23 protein-coding genes are annotated in these 21,705 nt (G+C 71.8%); 10 read left to right on the forward strand and 13 right to left on the reverse strand.

Going from position 1 to position 21,705, the window contains the following annotated elements:
* Positions 1-6: 6 nt before the first annotated feature.
* The 5 genes from KO717_RS25100 to KO717_RS25120 form a co-directional block, all read right to left on the reverse strand.
* Positions 7-1,017, reverse strand: coding sequence for an LLM class F420-dependent oxidoreductase (locus KO717_RS25100; RefSeq protein ID WP_301371484.1), 1,011 nt, complete (start codon positions 1,015-1,017; stop codon positions 7-9).
* Between the two features lie 103 nt (positions 1,018-1,120).
* Positions 1,121-1,945: a hypothetical protein gene (locus KO717_RS25105; RefSeq protein ID WP_301371485.1), complete on the reverse strand. Its 825-nt coding sequence runs from the start codon at positions 1,943-1,945 to the stop codon at positions 1,121-1,123.
* A 153-nt stretch (positions 1,946-2,098) separates the two neighbouring features.
* Positions 2,099-3,106, reverse strand: a complete 1,008-nt coding sequence (locus KO717_RS25110) for an N-acetylmuramoyl-L-alanine amidase (protein ID WP_301371486.1) — start codon at positions 3,104-3,106, stop codon at positions 2,099-2,101.
* A gap of 124 nt (positions 3,107-3,230) precedes the next feature.
* Positions 3,231-3,872 carry a class I SAM-dependent methyltransferase gene (locus tag KO717_RS25115; protein WP_301371487.1) on the reverse strand — a complete coding sequence of 214 codons (642 nt, stop codon included), beginning with the start codon at positions 3,870-3,872 and terminating at the stop codon, positions 3,231-3,233.
* Positions 3,873-3,966: 94 nt separating this feature from the next.
* Positions 3,967-5,784, reverse strand: a complete 1,818-nt coding sequence (locus KO717_RS25120) for a serine/threonine-protein kinase (protein ID WP_301371488.1) — start codon at positions 5,782-5,784, stop codon at positions 3,967-3,969.
* A 207-nt stretch (positions 5,785-5,991) separates the two neighbouring features.
* On the opposite strand from KO717_RS25120, the gene KO717_RS25125 reads away from it, so the two are divergent.
* From KO717_RS25125 to KO717_RS25135, 3 genes are all read left to right on the forward strand, one after another.
* Positions 5,992-6,840, forward strand: coding sequence for a helix-turn-helix domain-containing protein (locus tag KO717_RS25125; protein ID WP_301371489.1), 849 nt, complete (start codon positions 5,992-5,994; stop codon positions 6,838-6,840).
* The gene (locus KO717_RS25130) at positions 6,800-7,063 is read left to right on the forward strand and encodes a DUF397 domain-containing protein (protein ID WP_301371490.1); all 264 of its coding nucleotides are present in this window, start codon (positions 6,800-6,802) and stop codon (positions 7,061-7,063) included. The genes KO717_RS25125 and KO717_RS25130 overlap by 41 nt, the downstream gene beginning before the upstream one ends.
* Before the next feature lie 91 nt (positions 7,064-7,154).
* On the forward strand, positions 7,155-8,681 hold the full coding sequence (locus KO717_RS25135; protein WP_301371491.1) for a serine/threonine-protein kinase: 1,527 nt from the start codon (positions 7,155-7,157) through the stop codon (positions 8,679-8,681).
* A gap of 9 nt (positions 8,682-8,690) precedes the next feature.
* On the opposite strand, the gene KO717_RS25140 is transcribed toward KO717_RS25135, so the two are convergent.
* The 3 genes from KO717_RS25140 to KO717_RS25150 all read right to left on the reverse strand — a co-directional run bounded on the left by KO717_RS25140 (position 8,691) and on the right by KO717_RS25150 (position 10,778).
* Positions 8,691-9,374 (reverse strand): DNA alkylation repair protein, encoded by a 684-nt coding sequence (locus tag KO717_RS25140; RefSeq protein ID WP_301371492.1) that lies wholly within the window; start codon positions 9,372-9,374, stop codon positions 8,691-8,693.
* Positions 9,375-9,448: 74 nt separating this feature from the next.
* Complete coding sequence (locus KO717_RS25145; protein WP_301371493.1) at positions 9,449-10,315, reverse strand: hypothetical protein; 867 nt, start codon at positions 10,313-10,315, stop codon at positions 9,449-9,451.
* Positions 10,316-10,406: 91 nt separating this feature from the next.
* The gene (locus tag KO717_RS25150; protein WP_301371494.1) at positions 10,407-10,778 is read right to left on the reverse strand and encodes a peptidase inhibitor family I36 protein; all 372 of its coding nucleotides are present in this window, start codon (positions 10,776-10,778) and stop codon (positions 10,407-10,409) included.
* A gap of 451 nt (positions 10,779-11,229) precedes the next feature.
* Here KO717_RS25150 and KO717_RS25155 point away from each other — a divergent pair, with 451 nt between their 5' ends.
* Together KO717_RS25155 and KO717_RS25160 are read left to right on the forward strand one after the other, a co-directional pair.
* The gene (locus KO717_RS25155; RefSeq protein WP_301371495.1) at positions 11,230-12,192 is read left to right on the forward strand and encodes a helix-turn-helix transcriptional regulator; all 963 of its coding nucleotides are present in this window, start codon (positions 11,230-11,232) and stop codon (positions 12,190-12,192) included.
* Between the two features lie 235 nt (positions 12,193-12,427).
* Positions 12,428-12,790: a hypothetical protein gene (locus KO717_RS25160; protein WP_301371496.1), complete on the forward strand. Its 363-nt coding sequence runs from the start codon at positions 12,428-12,430 to the stop codon at positions 12,788-12,790.
* 64 nt (positions 12,791-12,854) lie between these two features.
* Here KO717_RS25160 and KO717_RS25165 read toward each other — a convergent pair whose 3' ends face one another.
* Positions 12,855-13,478 carry a histidine phosphatase family protein gene (locus tag KO717_RS25165; RefSeq protein ID WP_301371497.1) on the reverse strand — a complete coding sequence of 208 codons (624 nt, stop codon included), beginning with the start codon at positions 13,476-13,478 and terminating at the stop codon, positions 12,855-12,857.
* A gap of 140 nt (positions 13,479-13,618) precedes the next feature.
* Between KO717_RS25165 and KO717_RS25170 the strand changes: the two genes are divergently transcribed.
* The 3 genes from KO717_RS25170 (at position 13,619) to KO717_RS25180 (ending at position 17,556) form a co-directional block, all read left to right on the forward strand.
* A complete protein-coding gene (locus tag KO717_RS25170) occupies positions 13,619-15,751 on the forward strand; it encodes an acyl-CoA dehydrogenase (protein ID WP_301371498.1) in 2,133 nt (710 codons plus the stop codon).
* A 12-nt stretch (positions 15,752-15,763) separates the two neighbouring features.
* A complete protein-coding gene (locus KO717_RS25175) occupies positions 15,764-16,975 on the forward strand; it encodes a lipid-transfer protein (RefSeq protein WP_301371499.1) in 1,212 nt (403 codons plus the stop codon).
* A 65-nt stretch (positions 16,976-17,040) separates the two neighbouring features.
* Complete coding sequence (locus KO717_RS25180) at positions 17,041-17,556, forward strand: YcxB family protein (protein ID WP_301371500.1); 516 nt, start codon at positions 17,041-17,043, stop codon at positions 17,554-17,556.
* A gap of 31 nt (positions 17,557-17,587) precedes the next feature.
* Here the strand turns inward: KO717_RS25180 and KO717_RS25185 are convergent, their stop codons facing one another.
* From KO717_RS25185 to KO717_RS25200, 4 genes are all read right to left on the reverse strand, one after another.
* Entirely contained in the window at positions 17,588-18,016 is a 429-nt protein-coding gene (locus KO717_RS25185) for a hypothetical protein (protein WP_301371501.1), read from the reverse strand.
* Between the two features lie 120 nt (positions 18,017-18,136).
* Positions 18,137-18,406: a hypothetical protein gene (locus KO717_RS25190; protein ID WP_301371502.1), complete on the reverse strand. Its 270-nt coding sequence runs from the start codon at positions 18,404-18,406 to the stop codon at positions 18,137-18,139.
* Positions 18,393-18,947, reverse strand: coding sequence for an RNA polymerase sigma factor (locus KO717_RS25195; protein WP_301371503.1), 555 nt, complete (start codon positions 18,945-18,947; stop codon positions 18,393-18,395). The genes KO717_RS25190 and KO717_RS25195 overlap by 14 nt, the downstream gene beginning before the upstream one ends.
* Positions 18,948-19,107: 160 nt before the next feature.
* Positions 19,108-19,461, reverse strand: coding sequence for a DNA-binding response regulator (locus KO717_RS25200; protein WP_301374734.1), 354 nt, complete (start codon positions 19,459-19,461; stop codon positions 19,108-19,110).
* Positions 19,462-19,714: 253 nt separating this feature from the next.
* Here KO717_RS25200 and KO717_RS25205 point away from each other — a divergent pair, with 253 nt between their 5' ends.
* Entirely contained in the window at positions 19,715-20,569 is an 855-nt protein-coding gene (locus KO717_RS25205; protein WP_301371504.1) for a MaoC/PaaZ C-terminal domain-containing protein, read from the forward strand.
* 46 nt (positions 20,570-20,615) lie between these two features.
* On the forward strand, positions 20,616-21,692 hold the full coding sequence (locus KO717_RS25210; RefSeq protein ID WP_301371505.1) for a Zn-dependent alcohol dehydrogenase: 1,077 nt from the start codon (positions 20,616-20,618) through the stop codon (positions 21,690-21,692).
* Positions 21,693-21,705: the final 13 nt, after the last annotated feature.

Here is a 21,705-nt window from a genome sequence, read left to right on the forward strand (position 1 = left end):
ACGCGCTCAGCTGTTGAGTTCCGCCAGGACGCGCAGGGTGTGGGGGTCCGGGGCCGTCAGGAGGAGGTCCGTCACCGGGCCCTTGCGCCAGAGGTCCAGGCGTTCGGCGATCCGTTCCCGGGGGCCGACGAGCGAGATCTCGTCGGCGAACTCGTCCGGTACGGCCAGGACCGCCTCCTCCTTGCGGCCCGCGAGGAACAGCTCCTGGATGCGGCGAGCCTCCTCCTCGTAGCCCATGCGGGCCATCAGGTCGGCGTGGAAGTTGCGGGCCGCGTGGCCCATGCCGCCGATGTAGAAGCCGAGCATCGCCTTGACCGGGAGCAGTCCCTCCGCGACGTCGTCGCAGACCTTGGCGCGGGCCATCGGCGCGATCATGAAGCCCTCGGGGAGGCCGGTGAGGGAGGCCTGGTAGACGTCGGTGCGGGTCGGGGACCAGTACAGGGGGAGCCAGCCGTCCGCGATCCGGGTGGTCTGGGCGATGTTCTTCGGGCCCTCCGCGCCTAGGAGGAGGGGCAGGTCCGCGCGGAGCGGGTGGGTGATCGGCTTGAGGGGTTTGCCGATGCCGGTGCCGTCCTCCCCGCGGTACGGGTGCTGGTGGAAGCGGCCGTCGAGAGCGACGGGGGCCTCGCGGCGCAGCACCTGGCGGATGACGTCCACGTACTCGCGGGTGGCCGTGAGCGGGCTGGAGGGGAAGGGGCGACCGTACCAGCCCTCGACGACCTGGGGCCCGGAGAGGCCGAGGCCGAGCATCATCCGGCCGCCGGAGAGGTGGTCCAGGGTCAGGGCGTGCATGGCCGTGGCGGTCGGGGTGCGGGCGGCCATCTGCGCGATGGCCGTGCCGAGGCGGATCCGCGAGGTGTGCGCGGCGATCCAGGTCAGCGGGGTGAAGGCGTCCGAGCCCCAGGCTTCGGCGGTCCACACCGAGTGGTAGCCGAGGTTCTCGGCCTCGGTGGCGAGGTCGAGGTGGGCGGGGGCGGGGCCGCGGCCCCAGTAGCCGAGTGCGAGTCCGAGGCGCATCTGCGGTCCCTTCAGAATCTGACGAGGCGTCAGGTGACTGTAGGGCAACGGCCCCCCGCCCGGAAGGGCGGGGGGCCGTCGGCTCGGTCGGTCCGGGCGGCGGTCAGCCGCGCTGGATGCCCGAGGTGTCGTTCAGCACGCCGCGGCGGCCGTCCTGGGTCTGGGCGATCAGAGTGGCCGCGCCACGCTGCTCGACGGCCAGGTACCAGGTGCCCGGGGCGAGTTCGGCGATCGGGGTCGGGGAGCCGTCCTCCCCGTAGAGGGGACGGGCCACCGGCACCGCGAACCAGAACGGCGTGAAGTCCGCCGCCGGGGCCGGGGCCGGGGTGTGCTGGGAGTCCTGCGGACCGGGACCCGGGGCCGGGTTCGGCGTGCCGCCGTACGGCGGGACCGGCTGCGGCGTGGAACCGTACGGGGTCTGCTGCGCACCCGGGTAGCCGTACCCGGCACCCGGCTGGGGCTGGCCCGGCTGGCCCGCGTACGGCGGGACGGCGGCGGGCCGCGGTTCCGGGACGAGCTGGCCGGCGAGGGCCGGGACCTTCGCCCCGGCCACGGCCACACCGGCCAGAGCCAGCGTGGCGATGAGGGCGAGGAAGGAGCCCGCGCCCAGGTCGAAAATCTCCGGGCACGCGATGAGCGCCCACACCGACGACCAGGCGGCGGAGACGGCGAGCACGGTGCCCCACGCCGTCAGCGGCAGGCCGGCCAGCTTGCGCTCGGGCTGGAAGCGGGCCGCGATCAGCAGACCGGCGGCGATGAAGCCGAGCAGGAAGATGCTGGGGAGCGTCAGGTGGTTGGAGCCGAGGTCCCACGGGCTCGGCCGGTCGACGCCGGTGGCGGAGTAGAAGTCGAGGAACGAGGCGATGAACAGCAGCGCCGCTGCTCCGATCACCACGCCGTCGCCTCGAGTGAGGGAGCGGATGTTCACGTCTCAGGTGTCCTTCTCGGTCTCGGTCGTCGTCTCGTGGTGCCACGGTCGCAGAACGTGTCTGCAGCAGGGCGGGCTGCACCATGGTACGGAGGTTTCCGACGGCCGAGATGATCGGGTCGGCGGGTGGTCCCGCCGGACTCCCGAGGGGGACTACCCGCCCAGGAAGCCGACGATGCCGTCCGCGATGCCCTGAGCCGCCTTCTGCCGCCACTCCGGACTCGTCAGCTGCGCCGCGTCCTTGGCGTCACGCATGTTGCCGCATTCGATGAACACCTTGGGCTGAGTTGACAGGTTCAGTCCGCCGAGGTCGTCCCGGACGACCAAGCCGGTACCGCTGCCCAGGTAGTTGGCGGGGGCGGAGCCGGTGGTGCGGGCGAAGTTCCCGGCGATCCGCTCGCCCAGCTCCCGGGACGGTCCGACGATTTTCGCGGTGTCCGCGGCGCCGCCCTTGACCTTGGCCGGGAGGATGATGTGGAAGCCGCGGTTGCCCGCCGAGACCCCGTCGGCGTGGACGGACACGACGGCGTCGGCCTTCGCCTCGTTGCCGATGCGGGCGCGCTCGGTGATGCAGGGCCCCCAGGGGCGGTCGGCCTGGTGGGTGAGGACGACCTTGGCCCCCTGGGCCTCCAGCGCGGTCCGCAGGCGCCGGGAGACGTCGAGGGTGAAGTCCGCCTCCTTGTAGCCGGCGTTGGTGGTCGTGCCGGTGGTGTCGCACTCCTTGCGGCCCGTGCCGATGTCGACCTGCTGGTCGATCTCGTCGGTGTGCTCGAAGTTCCCGGCGTTGTGGCCGGGGTCGACGACCACGGTCCGGCCGGTGAGCGGGCCCTTGGCGGGTGCGGGTGCGGGTGCGGGCGCTGCAGCCGTGGTGCTCTGACTGGCGCTGGGGCTCGTACTCGCGCCCTCGCTCGGGGTGGAGCCCGGCTTCGCGTCCCGCTGGCCCGGCGACAGCGCCGAGTGCGAGGAGGACGTGGGCGCCGAGCGGGACGGCCCGTCGGACCCCGGCCCGGCGAACGCCTGGGTCAGGACCCAGCCCGCCAGAGCGGCCGGGGCGAGCGCGGCAACCCCGACGACGAGCGTGGAGCGCCGGGTGAACCAGGACCGGTCCGGGTCGATGGACGAGCCGGACTCGGGGGGCGGGGGACTGTTGTCGTTGCGCACGCCGCGATGCTAGACCGGGCTACCGGCGCCCGTCCGGACCGTAGGCCATCCGAAGGCGTGGTGCGATGGTATGCCTGGCGTTCATCAGGTCAGCTGACCGGCCTGATGAGCGTGCCCCCAGCCCTCAGATGCCCGCGCCCGTACGCCGCAGCACACGCAGCGAGTCGGTGACGGAGATCTCCTCGAAGGCGCCGGAGGCCAGAGCCCGCAGATAGATCCGGTACGGGGCCTGGCCGCCGTCGGCCGGGTCCGGGAAGACGTCGTGGATCACGAGCGTGCCGCCCTCCGCGACGTGCGGGGCCCAGCCCTCGTAGTCGCCGCTCGCGTGCTCGTCCGTGTGGCCGCCGTCGATGAAGACGAAGCCGAGCTTGCCTCCCCAGGCGGCCGCGACCTGCGGGGACCGGCCGACGATCGCGATCACGTGGTCCTCCAGCCCGGCCTTGTGGAGGGTCCGGCGGAAGGTCGGCAGGGTGTCCATCAGCCCGACCTCCGGGTCCACGACCGTCGGGTCGTGGTACTCCCAGCCCGGCTGCTGCTCCTCGCTGCCCCGGTGGTGGTCGACGGTGATCGCCGCCACGCCGGCCTCGCGGGCGGCATCGGCGAGCAGGATGGTGGAGCGGCCGCAGTACGTGCCGACCTCCAGCAGCGGCAGCCCGAGCGCCCCGGCCGCGGCGGCCGCCTCGTACAGGGCGAGGCCCTCGCGTACGGGCATGAACCCCTTGGCGGCCTCGAAGGCGGCGAGGGTCTCCGGCTTGGGGGTGGCCATGGTTCCTCCGGCGGTGATCGTGTGTGGCGGCCCATGGTGCCTTACCCGCTGGTAGGACGCTACGGCCGGGGTGCGCTCGTACGCCGCCGCCCGGTCAGCGGCCGAACAGCCGGGACAGGCCGCCCGGCCCGCCCGTCCCCTCGGCCCGCCGCTGTTCCCGTACGGCACGCCGGAAGTCCGCCCGGGTGTCGGAGACCTCCTGGGCCAACTCCTGCATGCCGGGGAGGAAGGGGAGCCGGCGCAGCAGCGGGTTCAGGTGCGCCAGGGCGGCAGCCGGATCGCCCGCCTCGCCGATGGCGCGGAGCACCCGGTGGGCCACTTCCGGATTGCCGCGCTCGGCGAGTTCGGCGAGGTCGGGGAAGAGCCGCCAGTACAGGAGCGCGGCGCCGGCGATGTCGCCGACCAGCCAGGCGTCGTGGGCCAGCCTGCGCCGCACGTCCAGCAGGACGGGACTGCCGGCGGTCAGGGCCCATTCCAGGTCGGGCAGCAGCGGCCCCAGCCAGGCGCGCTCGCTCAGCGCGCGCTCCCGGCTGCGCGCGTCCCACTGGCCGTCGCGGGCGTGGGCGCCGCGGTGCATGGCCGACGCGAGGTGGTAGCGGGCGGTCAGCGTGACCAGGGCGTGCGTGCCGAACACCCGCGTCGCCTGCTCGACGATCTCGCGCAGCTCCTGCTCGTGCCGGCGGCCGTCACCGGGCCCGAAGGCCGCCGCTTCCCCGACCCAGGCGGCACGCCCGGTGATCGTGTCCGGGTGGTCCAGGCCCAGGACCCGCACCATGCGCGGCAGCAGGCGTTCCAGATCGATCGTTCTGGACGGCCCCGGGACCCGCATCACGCGGTGGTAGGCGGCCCGCACCGTCAGGGCGTCCTGGGCGCCGAGCTCCTCGGTCAGGTCGTCGGTCAGCATGCGGAGCCGTTCCACGACGTCGGCCGGTTCGTCCTCCAGCAGCTGCGTCAGCCTGCGCTCCAGCATCGCGCGGACCGGATCGGCGGCCGCGGTGTGCACGGTGGGGGCGTAGGACGGCGGGGGCGGGAAGGACACCGCCGGTGTCGGTGTCGGTCCTTGCGGTACGGGGGCCTCGCTCCGGGCGATCTCCGCCAGCCGCCGGGACACCTCGGCCGCGTCCGCGGGCCGGTCCGCCGGGTCCTTCGCGAGCAGCTCCAGTACGAGGGAGTCCAGTGCGGCCGGCAGTCCCGCCCGCAGCGAACTCGGCGCGGGCGGCGCGGTCGTGAGGTGCTGGGCGAGCAGCTCGTGCATCTCGCGCGCGGCGAAGGGACGGATGCCGGTCAGCAGCTCCGTCAGCACGCAGCCCAGGGCGTACAGGTCGGCCCGCCCGTCGACGGGCACACCGTTGGCCCCGCCGGTCCACCGCTCGGGAGCCATGTACGGGAAGGAGCCGATGATCATGCCGGTGGCCGTCAGGCCCGTCGTGGTGGCGGCGCCAGCGGCGCCCCCGGCCTTGGCGATGCCGAAGTCGAGCACCTTCGTCAGCCCGCCGTCGGTGACCATCACGTTGGCCGGCTTGACGTCCCGGTGGACGATCCCGGCGGCGTGGGCCGCCCCCAGCGCGTCCGCGATGCGCCCGGCCCACTCCAGGGCGTCCGCGAGCGGCGGTACGCCGGCTTCCAGCACCTCGGCCAGGCTGCGGCCCCGGAGCAGCTCCATGACGAGGTAGACGGCGTCGCGCCCCTCGCGTTCGGTGCGGCCGAAGTCGTGGATGGTGGCGATGTTGGGGTGCGCGAGATTCCCGGCGAGACTGGCCTCCCGCTCGAAGCGGCGGGTGTCCTCCGGCGTCTGCGGATATCCGATCTTGACGGCGACCTGGCGGCCCACCCGGCTGTCCTCGGCCCGCCACACCTCGCCGAAGCCGCCCCGGCCGAGCAACTCGGCCAGCGCGTACCGGTCTTCGATCACTTCCCGCACCTGCCAGGCCCCCGTCACCGCAAGATCAGTTCGGCAGAGCATTATCGCCGCATGTGAGTGGAGCGGCTGACGACCGCTTCTGACCGACCGCGACCGAGTGCGTGATTCGTACCACCGGAGCGCAGTCGACTGATTACGTTCGGCGACAGGGCGAAACGAACGCCGAACGCACAGCGTGAACTTGGGGGTGACCACCTCATGGTCAAGATCCGCGAGCTCGATCCCAGCGCCTCGCCGCTGGACTACTACGGCTACGAACTGCGGCGGCTGAGGGAGCAGGCGGGCCTGAAGCAGGCACAGTTGGGCGAGATCATCTTCTGTACGGGCTCCCTGATCGGCCAGATCGAGACGACGAAGCGCATCCCGACCCGGGACTTCTCCGAGCGGGTGGATGCCGCGCTGGGCACTGGCGGTCTGTTCTCGCGACTGGTGGGTCTGGTGCTGCGGAGTCAGCTGCCGACCTGGTTCCAGCCGTACGCGGAGATGGAGGCGCGGGCCTCGTACATTTACTCATTCCAGGCACAGTTGGTGGACGGGCTGCTGCAGACGCCGGCCTACGCGCGGGCCGTGCTCGGCGCGCGGACCGAGGGGGACCTGGACGGGAAGGTGGCCGCGCGGATTGATCGGCAGCGGCCACTCGACCGCGAAGACCCGCCACTGATCTGGGTGGTGATGAGTGAGGCGGTGTTGCATCAGGAGATCGGTGGCCGCGAGGTCATGCGGAACCAGCTCGCCCACTTGCTGGCCCTGCAGAGGAGGGAGTGGGTGAAGGTACAGATCCTGCCGTTCGAGGTGGGTGCCCACGCGGGGGTGATGGGATCGTTCTGCCTTCTTCGGTTCGAGGGTGACCCCGACATCGTCTACACCGAGGACTTCGTGCAGGGCCATATGACGGCCAATCCGCAAGCTCTCAGGGAGGGTTCGCTCCGATACGATCATTTGCAGGCATCCGCCCTGTCCCTGGAGGGCTCGGCGGCACGGATCGCCTGCGTAATGGAGGAGCGTTATGGACACCATCCGGAACCTGACGGTCGCGCAGTGGCGTAAGTCTTCGTACAGCGGGACCGCCGGGGACTGCGTCGAGTGCGCGCCGCTCGGTGACACCGGCTGGCTCAAGTCCTCGTACAGCGGTGACAACGGCGGCCAGTGCATCGAGATCGCCGCGCAGCCCTGCCGCGTCGCCGTCCGGGACTCCAAGGACCCCGAGGGTCCCGTCTTCACCGTCCACCCGGCGGCGTTCGAGGCCTTCGTGAAGTCCCTCTCGGTATGATCCGCTCCCTGACGACGGGGAGGGAGTCGGGGGAATGGAGCGCGTAGGACCAGCCGGTCCGACGCACGTGGGGCCGTTCAAGGTGGCCGGCGTGCTCGGGCAGGGAGGCATGGGGCGGGTACTGCTGTGCGCGGGGCCCGACGGGCGGCTCGTCGCCGTCAAGCAGGTGCTCGCGCACTTCGCCGACGACGAGGACTTCCGGGCCCGTTTCCGGCGCGAGGTCGCGGCCTCGCGCAAGGTCTCCGGTGCCTATACGGCGGCCGTCATGGATGCCGACCCGGACGCGCCGACACCGTGGCTGGCCTCGGTGTTCGTGTCCGGGCCCTCGCTGGGGGCCGTGGTCAAGGCGGACGGCGTGCTGGAGGAAGCCGTCGTCCACCGGCTGGCGGCGGGGCTCGCGTCGGCGCTCGCGGAGATCCACCGGGCGGGGCTGATCCACCGGGACCTCAAGCCCGACAACGTGCTCCTCACCGAGGACGGCGTACGCGTCATCGACCTCGGCATCGCGCGGGCCACCGAGGGCGAGGTCGAGGGCGACAGCGGGCTGACGCGCACCGGCTGGGTGATCGGTTCGCCCTCCTTCATGTCGCCCGAGCAGGCCGAGAGCAAGCCGCTGACACCGGCGAGCGATGTGTTCTCGCTCGGATCGATGCTGGTCATGGCGTTCACGGGCAGCAGCCCCTTCGCCGGGGCCTCGACCCTCCGGACGCTCTACGACGTGGTGCACTCCACCCCCGACCTGAGTGCCGTGCCCGACGGGCTGCGCGGGATCGTGGAGCGCTGCCTGGCCAAGGACCCGGCGGCCAGGCCCACCCCGGCGCAGCTGCTCGAACTCCTCGGGCCGGTCGCTCCGACAGGCCTGCAGTGGCCGCCCGCCGTGTACCGGATGCAGGCCGCGCAGCGGGCGGACATCGACCGGCTGCTGTCCGCCGACACGGCGACCGTGGTGGCGCCGCCGGAACCGCTCCCTGAGCCGGTTCCGGAGCCGGAGCCCGCCGTGGTGGTGGAGCGGGCGGCCGAGGCCACGGAGTCCGCCCCGCCGGCCGAGCCGGCGCCGACCCCGCCCCGGAGGCGGTCGCGGACGGTGGCGCTGGTGGCTGCCGGAGTGCTGGTGGCGACGGGGGTCGGTGTGGGTGCGTACACCCTGGACCACCGGGCGGCGGAAGGCGCCGATCCCGCGGCCTACGCCGACGTACCGGCCTGCCAGAAGGCCACCCAGTACCTCCCCCTGACCGGGCGGGATGCCAAGCAGGACTTCCACAGCGCGAACAAGACCGAGGTGCACACGATGTGTACCTGGTACGACTCCTTGGCCGGCCGGCGGACCGCGCTGGTCCGGTGGGACGTCAAGCGGGGCGGTGACGACGGGGCCAACGCGAGGCTCCAGCAGGCCGGTTTCGCCACGGCCGCGGCCGGGGGGAAGCGGGTGAACAACCTCGGGTTCGGCGACGGGGCGTACTGGGCGTCCCCCGGCAGTACCGAATGGACCTGTGCGCTCTCCGTCCGGCACGGCAACCTGGTCGTCTGGGTCGGGCTCTACCAGCCCGGGGGCTGTGAGCAGAAGGCCAAGGAGGTCGCCAAGGCGGCACTGAAGCCCGTGCCGGTCAAACCCGGCTGAGCGCCCCTCCTACTGCTTCTCCTGCTGACGTCGCACCATCTCGCCGATCCAGGCGGGCGCGAACGGGGACGTGCAGTTCGGAGGGGTCGGGTAGTCCTTGAGGACTTCCAGGCGCTCGCCGATGTCGATGGCGCGGGCGCGGTACTCGGGGTGCTCGATCCCGATCTGGGCCAGGCAGTGGTTCATCGCCCACTGCAGACGCTCCGGGGCGTCCTTCATCTCCGCCTCGATGGCATCGAGCAGCCCCGGGAGATCGAGGCCGTCGGGCTTCTTCGCGACCCGCTCGGTGGTCAGTGCCCAGCCGGCGCTCGCGACCACCGGGTCGGGATCCGCGAACCAGGCGAGGCGCAGTTCTTCGCAGTGCGGGCTCTTCTTCACGATGTAGTTCACGAGCCAGTCGTGCACCTTGGGGGTGCGGGCCTCGCGCAGCATGGTGTCCAGCTCGTCGCGCTCGAAGGCCTTCGGGCGGCAGATCAGCAGCGCCAGGAGCCTGGCCGCGGTGTCTTCGGTCTTCCAGAGTTCGCGTGCGAGGTCCTGCTGTGTCTTGAGCCGCTTGGCGACCGCGCGCAGCTTGGTGAGGTTCACGCCGTGATCGTCACCGTGTCGCTCGTTCACCGCGCGCGTCTTCGGGTCCTCCAGCCCGGCCAGCTCGGCCATGACCTGCTCCACCGTCGTCCCGGTCGTCCCGGTCATCGTGGCCTCCTGCCCGTCGGGGATGAGTCCCGGCCAGCCTACGGCCGTCTCCGCGACCTCCCGGCCCGCCCGCTCTACTGCCCTGTCGCCGCCTTCGCGGCGGACATGGTTTTCTGCTTGGCGAGCAGCGGACCGGCCAGGGCGCTCGAATTGGACTCGATCAGGAACCGCTGGTATTCACTTTCGGCGTCGGACCATATGCCGATCAGGTTCACCTTCTGCTTGCACCGTACGTCGGCGAGTGCCACTTCCTTCTCGTGGGGGCCGGCGGATGCGCCACTGAATTCTTTGTCGTTGATTGCGGCGAGGGGGTCGGGGTAGGTGTGCCCGGATCCCTTCATGCAGTTCGACCATTCCCCGGTCGCTTTCACCACCGTGGGAGCCTTCTGCGACTTCGTGTAGCTTTCCATGTTGAGCTTATGGGCAAGATCCAAGGCGTCCTGCAGCTCGACCTCGAAAAGTCCCCTCTGTACCTCTCCGATGCATCCGCCTTGCGGTACGGCCACGCCGTTGTAGGTGGTCACGTCGCCCCTGACGAGCGGCATGGCCGACGATGGATAGTCTTCGGCCCGTTTGTCCATGTCGGGCACGTGATATCCGTGTTCCTTCGCGAGCTCGGCGTCGGCCAGGCCGTAGCGCCGCTCGTTCGTTTCGATATCGGTGTTTCCCAGAGCTTTAGGGGTATATGGGACGCCGAATCCGGCAAGGCACCGCTGCATGAGGGAATCGCGCCCGCGGGCGAGCGTGCCCGCGTCGGTCGTCGTCAGCAGGTATGCGTCCAGGGGCAGTGTGAGGGCCTTGCTGTCGGCGAGCCGGTGCGCCGCCGTCGGGCCTGCTGTTCCGCCGGGACCGGCGGTGTCGGCCGTGCAGGCGGACAGGAGCGGAAGCAGGAGCACCGCCATGCCGGCACACGCTCTGGAGGATGGGGTGGTCACGTTCACGGGATTCCTCTACAGGGGCAAGGAAGGGTGTTCCGCAGCCGCGAGGGCGGTTGCGGAACACCCTTCCCGGTGCACGTTCAGGCGCCGATGCTCAGCAGATCAGGTCCCTGACGGAAGCGTTGTTGTTGTACGTGTTCACAAGGTTCCGGGACGAGTGGGCCGGAACGGTGTCGTACGGGCCGGCGTAGTTCGAGTTGTAGTAGACCCGGTAGCAGTAGTTCGAAGCGTTCTGGGTCGACGCGGCATTGTTCTTCACCGGCTCGCCCTCACCATTGGCCCACGTGGTGAATTCTTCCCCGGCGAGATTGGGTACATCCCCGTCCGTGAACCATCGGGCGCCGGCCTGGTTGGAGTTGTAGTAGAGACAGAAAAAGCCGGTCTGGCATGCGTACGCGCTGGCCGGGGTGGCCATTCCGAGCGTGACAGCAGCTGAGGCAACCAGGAGTGCCAGGGTCCGCTTCATGCGCATGGTTCATCCCCCTACGTAGTGGCGTGATTTCGCCGGCGCCAAATCGGCCGCCACGAAGGGGAGTCACTTCCCGAAAGCGGCACGCTCGGACCCAGGCCGGCCGTGTTCACGCCGACTATAGTGAACGGCCCATGGGTACTCAACAGCCTGTATATAAGCCCGAGTTGGGGTGAAGTGAGTCGGTGGACCCGCTATCTGCGGGTGCACTCGGACCGCCTTTGAGGCCTTACGCCCCGCGGCGACTTGCCCGCGACTACGGGACGAGCGTCTTTCCGGCCCGCCGGCGGCACCGGCCGCCGCCGGCCTGGGCCGCACCGGGCGCATGCGGTGATAATGGGGTGATGTGAGCCTTACGTTCTTCGATGACAGGCGTCTGGCGTGTGACCTCTATGCCGCGGCCCGCCAGAACGCCGGGCCCGAGCAGGTCGGAGCGGGGATTTCGCGTGTGCTCGCCCCCATCGTGGCCCACGACGCGCTGAGCCTGGTGGGCACCGACCCGGCAACCGGTCCTGGGCTGGGCAGTTTCAGTTTCTGGCACCAGTACGACCCCGCGCTGGTCATGGAGCTCGTCATGCACCGGCATCTGGGGGGCGGCCCGCAGCGGTCGGCGGATCCGACCCTCCTGCGGACCCCGGCCGTCGTCGTGGGCGCGGGCACCGACGGGTCGCCCGTGCCCGACCCGCGTGTGCGGAAGATCCTCACCGCCCACGGTGCGAGTTCCGAGCTGCGTCTGCTCCTCCAGGACAGGCATGGCGTGTGGGGGGCTCTCGGGCTGCTCCGCTGTGAAGGTGCCGCGCCGTTCGGCCAGGACGACCTCCGGCGGGCGGCCCGGCTCGTACCGGCACTGATGGCAGCCCTGCGCCGGTACGCGACGTCCGGTCCGCTCTGCCCCGAGGTTCCCCCTCTGTCGGCGGGAGTGATCACCGTCGGTCCCGACCACCGGATCAAGGCGGTCAGCCCCCAGGCGCAGCTGTGGCTGGACCAGTGGTCGGCGCACGCCATCCCCTCGTGGGTGCCGGAAGCCTTCTTCGTCTCGCTCTCCCTCGTCGCCCGGACGCAAGCCCGCCGTCAGGGCGGGGCGCTTCCCCTGGTGTGCGCGCCCCCGGCCGCCTCCGGCCGCTGGACCACCTGTCAGGGGCAGGTGCTCGACGCGGGCGCCGCAGGCGATGTGGCCCTCGTCGTCCAGGGGGCCACATGGGACCTGGTCCTGCCGTCGTTGTGCGCGTGGTACGGCATCACCCCCCGGGAGCGCGACGTCGTCACGCAGCTCCGCACGGGGGCGTCCGTCAAGCAGATCGCCCGCCGCCTCGACCTGTCCGCGTACACGGTCAACGACCACCTCAAGGCCGTCTTCCGCAAGACCGGGGCGGACGGGCGCGATGAACTCGGCGCCGCGCTGACCCGCTGATCCGCGGTTCGTACATCCCTGAAGTCAGGGGGTCGCGGCGACCGGGATCCGGCCCACGATGAGAAGCAGACCGGAACTTCCGCGGTCGGCTCGGACCGCGAGGCGGAGACATCCTCCCCCGTCGAGCCGCCGGCGCACACGGCCCGGTCCTCCGGAGATCCCCGCACAGGCGTGGCGTGCGGACACCTGCACGTCATGTGCCATACCGGGATCCCCCTCACCGAAGGGAACGGACATGACCCAGAACACGGCAAGCGGCAGCGCAGTGCAGGCCGAGCCCCGGCAAGGCATCCCGTCCACAGGCGGAAGCGGGGGCGAGGCGCAGTTCAATCCGGAGATGGCCTCGCAGTCCTTCGACTTCCGGGGCCACGGTGTCTTCGACGGGGAGGTGAAGCTGCCCGGCTTCGGCGGAGCGTACGCCATGGTGCTCGCCGGCATCGCGGAATTCAGCCCCGTCACCGACAAGCCCATCATGGGATCCGCGGTCGTCACCCTGCACAGCGTGGTCGGCCTGGACGGAGGAAAGGTGAAGGTCCGCATGGAAGCGCGCTGGCCCGAGGACCTCTCCATCAGGGTCCAGTTCATGTGGTTCCTCTGAACCGGCTCGCCGGCCGGGCACCACCCGAGGGGGCGCGGGAAACCGCGCCCCCGGACGGTCTCTTTCAGACGTGCAACTCGGGCGGGAAGCCGGTCCAGCGCAGTTCGGCCGGCAGGTGCCGCATGTCGTTGGAGCACAGAACGGTTGCGGGCCGGCCGGGCGCGTAGCGGATGACGGTCAGGGCGGCGTTGGAGTGGTTGAGGCCGAGCCAGCGCCATTTCGGTGCGTACATGGCCTCCCGGACGAGCCAGGCGACCAGGAAGTTGTGGGTGACGACCAGTTCGTGCCGGTCCTCCGTGCCGTCCACCGGCCCGGTGAACAGGTCCATCGCCCGGCGGGCCAGTGCGGGTCCGTGCTCGCGCTCCTCGGCGCTCGCACCGGCGAGGAAGTCGAGGTAGTAGTCGGCTGATTCCGCCGGGAGTTCCTCCCTTTCCGGCAGGTAGGGGACGTAGTCGCCGGCGGCGTCCGAAAGGTGCAGGGGGACGTTCGTCAGCTGGTCGCCGATCAGGTGTGCCGTCTGCTGTGCCCGGGGCAGCGGGCCGTGGTGGACGGCAGCGAGGGGGACGTCCCGCAGGCGCCGGCCGAGCAGTGCGGCCTGCCGTCGGCCCGCCTCGGTGAGCCCGCTCTCGTCCGGTGAGGCCTCGCCGTGCCGGGCGAGGTAGAGGTATCGGGTGGCTGTGCCGGTCATTCCAGACCCCTTCGAACCCGTAATCGATCTTGTCCATCGAGGGACGCCCCTCCTTCCGGCAGCGGTTCCCGCCCCCCGGTCCCTGAATGACCCTCCATCTGACCTTCCGTCAGATTGGAACGTGTTCTAGTCTGCCGCGCATGGGCATCGGAATCACGCAGGAGCAGCGCGAGTTGGCCGAGGCGGTGCGCGGGTGGGTCGCGCGGGCCGTGCCTCCCGAGGAGGTCCGCAAGCTGCTCGACACCCCGCCGCAGACCGGGGCGCGGCCCGCCTACTGGGACGCGCTGACCGCGCAGGGGCTGCTCGACCCGCACCTGGACGGCGGCACCCTGCTCGACCTCGCCGTCGTCGTCGAGGAGACGGCCCGGGCCGCGCTGCCCGGGGCGTACCTGCCGAGCGCGCTGGCCTCCGTACTGCTGGACCGGGCCGGCGCCGAGCCGCTCGAAGGCCGGGTCGGGGCGGTCGCGCTCGGGCCGGGGACCCTGACCGCCGTCGCCGTCGAGGGCGGCGGCCACCTGCTCGACGGACTCGCCCCGCCCGTCCTCGGCGCCGGGGAGGCCGACCTGGTGCTGCTCGCCGCCGAGGCCGCGGACGGCACCCGCTGGTTCGCCGTGGACGCCGCCGCGCTGGACATCCGCACGCACGACAGCGCCGACCCCACCCGCCCCACCGCCGAGGTGCGGGCGCGCGGGGTCGTCACCGCCCCGGACCGGCTGCTGGCGCTGGACGCGGCCCTGGTCCGGGACCTGGCCTGCACGCTCTTCGCCGCCGACGCCTGCGGCACCGCCGCCTGGGCGCTGCACACCGCCGCCGAGTACGCCAAGGTGCGCGAGCAGTTCGGCCGGCCCATCGGGCAGTTCCAGGGCGTCAAGCACCTGTGCGCCGACATGCTGGTCCGGCTGGAACAGGCCCGGGCGCTGGCCTGGGACGCCGCGCAGGCGATGGACGAGCCCGCCGACGTGCGCGCGCTGGTCGCCGCCCTCGCCGCCGGGACAGCCCTGGACGCCGCCTACTCCTGCGCCAAGGACTGCATCCAGCTCCTCGGCGGGATCGGCTTCACCTGGGAGCACGACGCCCACATCTACCTGCGGCGGGCGCTGGTCGCCCGCCAGCTACTGGGGTCCGGCGACGGGCACCGCGTACGGGCCGTGCGGTGCGCGGCGGGGGGTGCGCGGCGCGAGCTGCGCCTGGAGCTGCCGGTCCAGGCCGAGGCTCACCGGGCCAAGGCGCGCGCCGCCATCGAGGGCGCGCGCGGGCAGGGCCCGGCCGCCGCCCGCCGGATCCTGGCCCCCACCGGCTACGCGGCGCCCCATCTGCCGCCGCCCTACGGGATCGGCGCGGGCCCCGTCGAGCAGCTCGTCGTCCAGCAGGAGCTGAGCGCGGCCGGCGTGAAGGTCGCCGACCTCGGGATCGCCACCTGGGTGGTGCCCTCGCTGCTCGCCTACGGGACGCCCGCCCAGCGGGAGGCCTACGTCGCGGCGACCCTGCGCGGCGACATCACCTGGTGCCAGCTCTTCTCGGAGCCGGGCGCGGGCTCCGACCTGGCCTCGCTGCGGACCCGGGCGGAGCGCGGGGAGGACGGCTCCTGGAAGGTCAACGGGCAGAAGGTGTGGACGAGTTCCGCGCACAGCGCCGACTTCGGGATCCTGCTGGCCCGTACCGACCCGGACGCGCCCAAGCACAAGGGTCTCGGCTACTTCGTCGTCGACATGAAGAACACCCCCGGCATCGACGTCCGGCCGCTGAAGGAGATCACCGGCGAGGCCCTCTTCAACGAGGTGTACTTCGACGACGTGGAGCTCCCGGCGGACGCGCTGGTCGGCGCGGCGGACGGCGGCTGGAAGGTGGCCCGCAACACCCTCGGCAACGAACGCGTCCACATGGCCGACCAGATGACCTTCGACACGGGCCTGGAGGCGCTCCTCGCGCGCGCCGCCGACCTCGACGGCACCTACCGGGCGCGGATCGGCGCACTCGCCGCCGAGGCGCACGCCCTGGCCTGCATCGGGCTGCGCACCACACTCCAGCAGGTGTCGGGGCTGGAGCCCGGCGCGGGCGCCTCCGTACGCAAGCTCGTCCAGACCCCGCACCAGCAGCGGACCGCCGAGCTCGCGCTCGAACTGCTGGGACCGGCGGGCGCGGTGCGGGAGGGGGCGGGGGAGCGGGCGGTGCACGGGATGCTCATGTCCCGCTGCCTGACCATCGCCGGGGGCACCACGCAGGTCCAGCTCAATGTCGTCGCCGAGCGGATCCTCGGCCTACCCAGGGACTAGGAGTTGTCGGGCATGAAGTCGTACATCGTGGGCGTCGGCATGACGAAGTTCGAGAAGCCGGAGTCGCGGGACTGGCAGTACTGGGACATGGTGCGGGAGGCAGGATCGGCGGCGCTCGCGGACGCGGGCATCGACTACGGACTGGTCGAACAGGTCCCGGTGGGCTACTGCTTCCAGGCCTCCACCGCCGGCCAGCGGGCCGCGTACGAGCTGGGGCTCTCCGGGGTGCCGGTCTACAACGTCAACAACAACTGCGCGACGGGCTCGACGGCGCTGATGATGGCGCGGCAGTTCGTGCAGGGCGGGATCAGCGACTGCGTGCTGGCGCTGGGCTTCGAGAAGATGAAGCGCGGCGCGCTGGGCGGGGGAGCGGACGGGGGTGCCCGCGGCGGAGCCGCTGATGAATCCTTCAAGACGTCCCCGGTGGCCCGGCACTACGGGATCATGGCCGCGGGCCACGGCTTCGAGATGTCCCCGCCCACGGCGCAGATCTTCGGCAACGCGGCGCGGGAACACATGGAGCGGTACGGGACCACGGCCGCGCAGCTCGCGGCGGTCGGCGCGAAGAACCACCGCCACTCGGCGAACAACCCGAACGCGCAGTTCCAGGACGTGTACTCGGTCGAGGAGATCCTGGCGGCGAAGGAGATCCACGCGCCGCTGACGAAGCTCCAGTGCTCGCCGACCTCGGACGGCGCGGCGGCGGCGCTGGTGGTGTCCGAGCGGTTCCTGGTGCGGCACGGGCTGCACGACAAGGCGGTGGAGATCGTCGGACAGTCGATGACGACGGACACCGAGGCCTCCTTCGCCTCGGGCTCGTGCATCGACGTGGTCGGCAAGCCGATGACGGCGGCGGCGGCCCGGCAGGCGTACGAGGCCTCGGGGCTCGGCATCGAGGACGTGGACGTGGTGGAGCTGCACGACTGCTTCTCGATCAACGAGCTGCTGACGTACGAGGCGCTGGGCATGTGCGAGGACGGTGCCGCCGGGAAGCTGGTGGAGTCGGGCGCGACGACGTACGGCGGGCGGTGGGTGGTGAACCCCTCCGGCGGGCTGATCTCCAAGGGGCATCCGCTGGGGGCGACGGGGCTGGCGCAGGCGGCGGAGCTGGTGTGGCAGTTGCGCGGCGAGGCCGGTCCGCGGCAGGTCGAGGGGGCGCGGGTGGGGCTGGCGCACAACATCGGGCTGGGCGGTGCGGCGGTGGTGACGCTGCTGCGGCGGTAGCGGGCCGGCGGGGCTGGGCGGAACGCGCTTTCGGGCATGGGGGCGGAGCGTTAGGCTCCGCTCCCGTGAGTGAGATACGTGAGGTGTCCTTCAGCGCCACCGGCAGCCTGACCAGGGACGAGTACGACGAGGCCGCCAAGGCGGCGGGGCTGTTCCGGCGGGGCCGGGCGGTGGCCGCCCTCACCACGGTCTTCCTCGCCGCGGCGAGCGTGACGCTGTCGTCCGGCGGTCTCACCGTGCACCCCGTCCCCCTCGGGATCGCGGTGGTGTACGGCCTCGTCGTGCTGCTGGTCCTCCCGCGGTGGGTGGTGGCCCGGGGCTTCCGCAGCGGCAGGGCCGCCGAGGAGAAGCGGGTCGTGGTGGACGGTAGGGGCATCGAGGTGTTCCGCGGCGGCGAGTCGCAGCGGATCGTGTGGGACGAGGTGCGCTACTACCACGAGACGCCCCGGCTGCACGTGTTCGTGGGCCGCTCGCGCCGGCGGACGTGTCTCGTGGCGCTGCCCAAGCGGCTGTTCACCGCCCCGGGCGAGAGCGAGCTCCTCGCCGCCTTCGGGCACGAGCAGGCCGGCGACGGCTCGTAGCGCCCCGGCCCGGCCCGCCCCCCACGCCCGGTCAGAGCTTCTCGATGTCCTTGTGCACCACGTCGGAGCCGGGGTGGTCGGCGTACAGGCGCACCTTGAGCGGGTGGCCGACCGGAGCCTTGATGATCAGGCCGGGGTACTCACCCAGGCCGGTGCCGTTGCAGGAGGGCTCAGTGGTCAGGTTGGACCAGCCGTTCACGTTGTGCGGGTCGTTCCACGACACCCACGCACAGTCGCGCTCGCCGCTGGTGATGTGCACCGAGATGATCCGTACCGAGTTCACCTCGCCGTCGACGCGCTCGTAGAACACCGTCCCGACGTTGTGGTGGAGGCCCTTGCCGGCCTCCAGGTCGGCCTGGAGGACCGGGCCGGCCGGGGTGTCGGCAGCGGCCGGGGCCGCGCCTCCTGCGAGGGTCGCGACCACGAGGGCGGCGGTGGCGGACAGGGCGGATACGCGCATGGTTCTGCCTCCACGAAGCTGGGTTGAGGAGGTCTCATCCTGGCCCAGCAGGTGGGCGCGCGCTGCTGCGGAATCCGTCAATCGGTGGCCGGGACGGCACGGTTGATCCCGTGCCGGCCATCAGCGGGAGGCCGGCTTCAGTTCGCAGCGGCCGTCCGTGCACTCCCGTTGCAGGCGGCCCCGCGAGAGCGTCTGGGCCAGTCCGATCGCCCAGCACATCGGGCAGCCGCGCAGGGCCACCAGGCCGATCGGGGCGAGGGCCAGGGTGACCGGTCCGTAGATCGGGAGGAGGGCGAAGGCGCCGATCAGGGCGCCGAGACCGACCGTGCCGCGGAGCAGGTGCCGGGGCAGGGACGAGCTCGCGAAGTCGGGGCCGTCAGTGATCGTCATCGTTGCCTCCAGGAGCCGGGTACAGGGTGTGGCGCAGGGCCGCGCGGGCCCGGTGCAGCCGTGATTTCATCGCGGCGGGGCTGAGCCCGAGCGCGTCCGCCGCCATCCGCCCGCTGTAGCCCTGGATGTCCCGCATGATCAGCACCCGCCGCTGGTCGGCGGGGAGGGCGGCGATCGCCCGCGCCACCCGGGAGGCCTCCAGGTGCTCCAGTACCTCGTCCTCGGCCGACATCACGGCGGAGTCGGGCAGCGGGGCGCGCTCGCGCGGCACCAGCCGGGCCCGGCGCATGCACTCGTTGCGGACGATGCGGAACATCCACGAGGCCAGGGCGCCGGAAGCGCGGAGCATGCCGATCTTCCGGTAGAGGATGATCAGCGCCTCCTGGGCCGCGTCCTCGGCGTCCTCGGGGGAGGCGCACAGCGAGTACGCGAACCTCCGCACGTTCGGGTGCGATCCGGAGACCAGTGCGGTGACGGCATCGAGGTCCCCGCCCTGCGCGGCAAGGATCAGCGGCTCGGCGGGCCAGGTCGACTCAGCCACGGGAGCGGCTCCGCCGGCGCGCCACGAGGACGGTGCAGGTGCAGAGCAGGAGCAGTACGACGGCGCCTACGGCGACAGCAGTGATCACGACAACCTCCAGGTCAGGTACCGGGCCTCTGCGCCGGCACATGCATAAGAGGCGTGGGGGCCGCGAAAGGATTCACCCCAGGGCGGGATCCACCACAGTCTCGCCCGTCGAGGCGCGCCGGACGCTGTCCGCCAGGTCCGCGACCGGGCCGTCCCGCAGCACCAGCCCCACCGCGCCCGCGGCGAGGGCGGCCTCCGCCAAGCCGGGGTGCGCCGAGCCCGTCAGGACGAGCACCCGGCACTCCGGGTCGTCGGCCAGCAGGGCGGTCACGGCCGCGAGCTCCTCCACCAGGGCCACCGCCGGCCGTGCCATGGGGTCCCGGACGATCTCGATGTCCGGCTGGAGGCCGAGCTGGAGCGCCAAGGCCGGATTCGGCGGCTCCAGCAGGACGCGCAGGGCGCGGGCCTCACGGTGATCAACAGGCATTTCGTCCACGCGGGCAGCGTATTGCCCCGCCTCCCGGCGGGCGCGCAACACGCCCCGCACGCAGCGGATCTGACGTGAAGTCAAGAGTCTTCCCATGTGTGGGGGCGTGCGTTATACATTCCCTCACCGGCCGGGCCTAGAACGCGTTCTAGAACCGGCCCCCGCATACGACCTCGGTGCGGCCGACGGTGCGGACGGCCGCACCGAGGTCTTCCACGGCCCCGGTTCTCCAACGACAGGGAGCAGCATCCCCATGCCGATCGATGCCGCCAAGGCCCTCGCCGCCGACCCCCGCCTGGGGGACATCGGCTGGGACCACAAGGACATCCAGCTCTACCACCTCGGCCTCGGCGCGGGCCGGCCGGCCACCGATCCGGACGAGCTGCGCTACACCCTCGAATCCAAGCTCCACGTCCTGCCCAGTTTCGCGACCGTCGCAGGCGCCGGCATGGCCATGCTGGGCGGCCTCGCCGCACCCGGGATCGACGTGAACCTCGCCGCCGTCCTGCACGGCGGCCACTCCATCGAGCTGCACCGGCCCATCCCCGTCAAGGGGCAGGCCACCTCCCGCTCGAAGGTCGCCGCCGTCTACGACAAGGGCAAGGCGGCCGTGATCGTGCTGCGCTCGGAGGTCGCGGACGCCGACGGGCCGCTGTGGACGAGCGACGCACAGATCTTCGTACGCGGGGAGGGCGGATTCGGCGGTGAGCGCGGGCCCTCGGCCAAGGAGGAGCTCCCCGGGCGGGCGCCCGACCGCGTCGAGGAGCGGCACATCCGTGAGGACCAGGCGCTCCTCTACCGCCTCTCCGGCGACTGGAACCCGCTGCACGCCGACCCCGAGTTCGCCAAGACGGCCGGCTTCGACCAGCCGATCCTGCACGGCCTGTGCTCGTACGGGATGACCCTCAAGGCCGTCGTCGACACGGCCCTGGGCGGGGACGTCTCCCGGGTCCGCGCCTACCGCACGCGCTTCGCCGGGATCGTCTTCCCGGGCGAGACGCTGCGCATCCGGATGTGGCAGGAGCCCGGCCGGGTCCTGGTGTCGGTGACCGCCGCCGAACGGGACGACGCACCGGTCCTCGCCGACACCGTCGTCGAGCACGCGTAACCCCGAGGACGAGAACAAGACCGTACGAGACCCAAGGAGCCGCACCGTGCGCGCAGCACTGCAGAGCGAGATCGGCCAGGACAAGCTCGAGGTCGTCGACGACATGGAGGCCGTCGGCCTCGGCCCCGGCAAGGTGAAGATCCGGATCAAGGCCACCGGCCTGTGCCACTCCGACCTCTCCGCGATGAGCGGCGTCCTGCCGCAGCCCGCCCCCTTCGTCCCGGGCCACGAGGGCTCCGGGGTGATCTCCGACGTCGGTGACGGGGTCACCACCCTCAAGCAGGGCGACCGGGTCCTCGTCTGCTGGCTGCCGCCGTGCGGCCACTGTCCGTCCTGCAAGCGCGGTCAGGGCCACCTGTGCCTGGCGAGCCTGGTCAACGCGGGCACCCCCAACTTCCGCCGCGCGGGCGGCGACATCTTCGGCTTCGCCGCGACCGGCACTTTCGCCGAGGAGCTCGTGGTCGACGCCGCGTGCGCCGTCCCGATCCCCGACGACGTGCCCTTCGACATCGCCGCGCTCATCGGCTGCGGGGTCACCACCGGCCTCGGCGCCGCCATCAACACCGCCGAGGTGGAGGCCGGATCCTCGGTGGCCGTCATCGGCTGCGGCGGCGTCGGCATCTCCGTCATCCAGGGCGCCAAGGTCCAGGGCGCCGCCCAGATCATCGCCGTCGACCCGGTGGAGTCGCGGCGCGAGGCGGCCCTGAGGTTCGGGGCCACCGAGGCCGTGGGGCCGGAGGCCTTCGACGACGCCAAGAACCGGATCACCGGCGGCGAGGGCTTCGACTACGTCTTCGAGGTCGTCGGGAAGTCCGCCACCGCGCAGACCGCCTACAAGATGACCCGGCGCGGCGGCAGCGTGGTGATCGTCGGCGCGGGCGCGCTGGACGACAACTTCCAGATCGACATGTTCTCGCTCTTCTTCGACGAGAAGAAGATCCTTCCGTCGATGTACGGCGGCGGGGACGTGCTCCGCTCCTACGAGCGCACCATCGCGCTGTGGCGGGCCGGCCGGGTGGACCTGGCGAGCCTGATCACGCACCGGGTGCAGCTCGCCGAGATCAACGACGCGCTCGACCAGATGCGTACGGGCGTCGCCCTGCGCACCTGCATCGAACTCTGACCCGCTCGCTCTG

The sequence above is a fragment of the Streptomyces xanthophaeus genome (assembly GCF_030440515.1).
In the GTDB taxonomy this organism is placed as follows: Bacteria; Actinomycetota; Actinomycetes; order Streptomycetales; family Streptomycetaceae; genus Streptomyces; species Streptomyces kutzneri.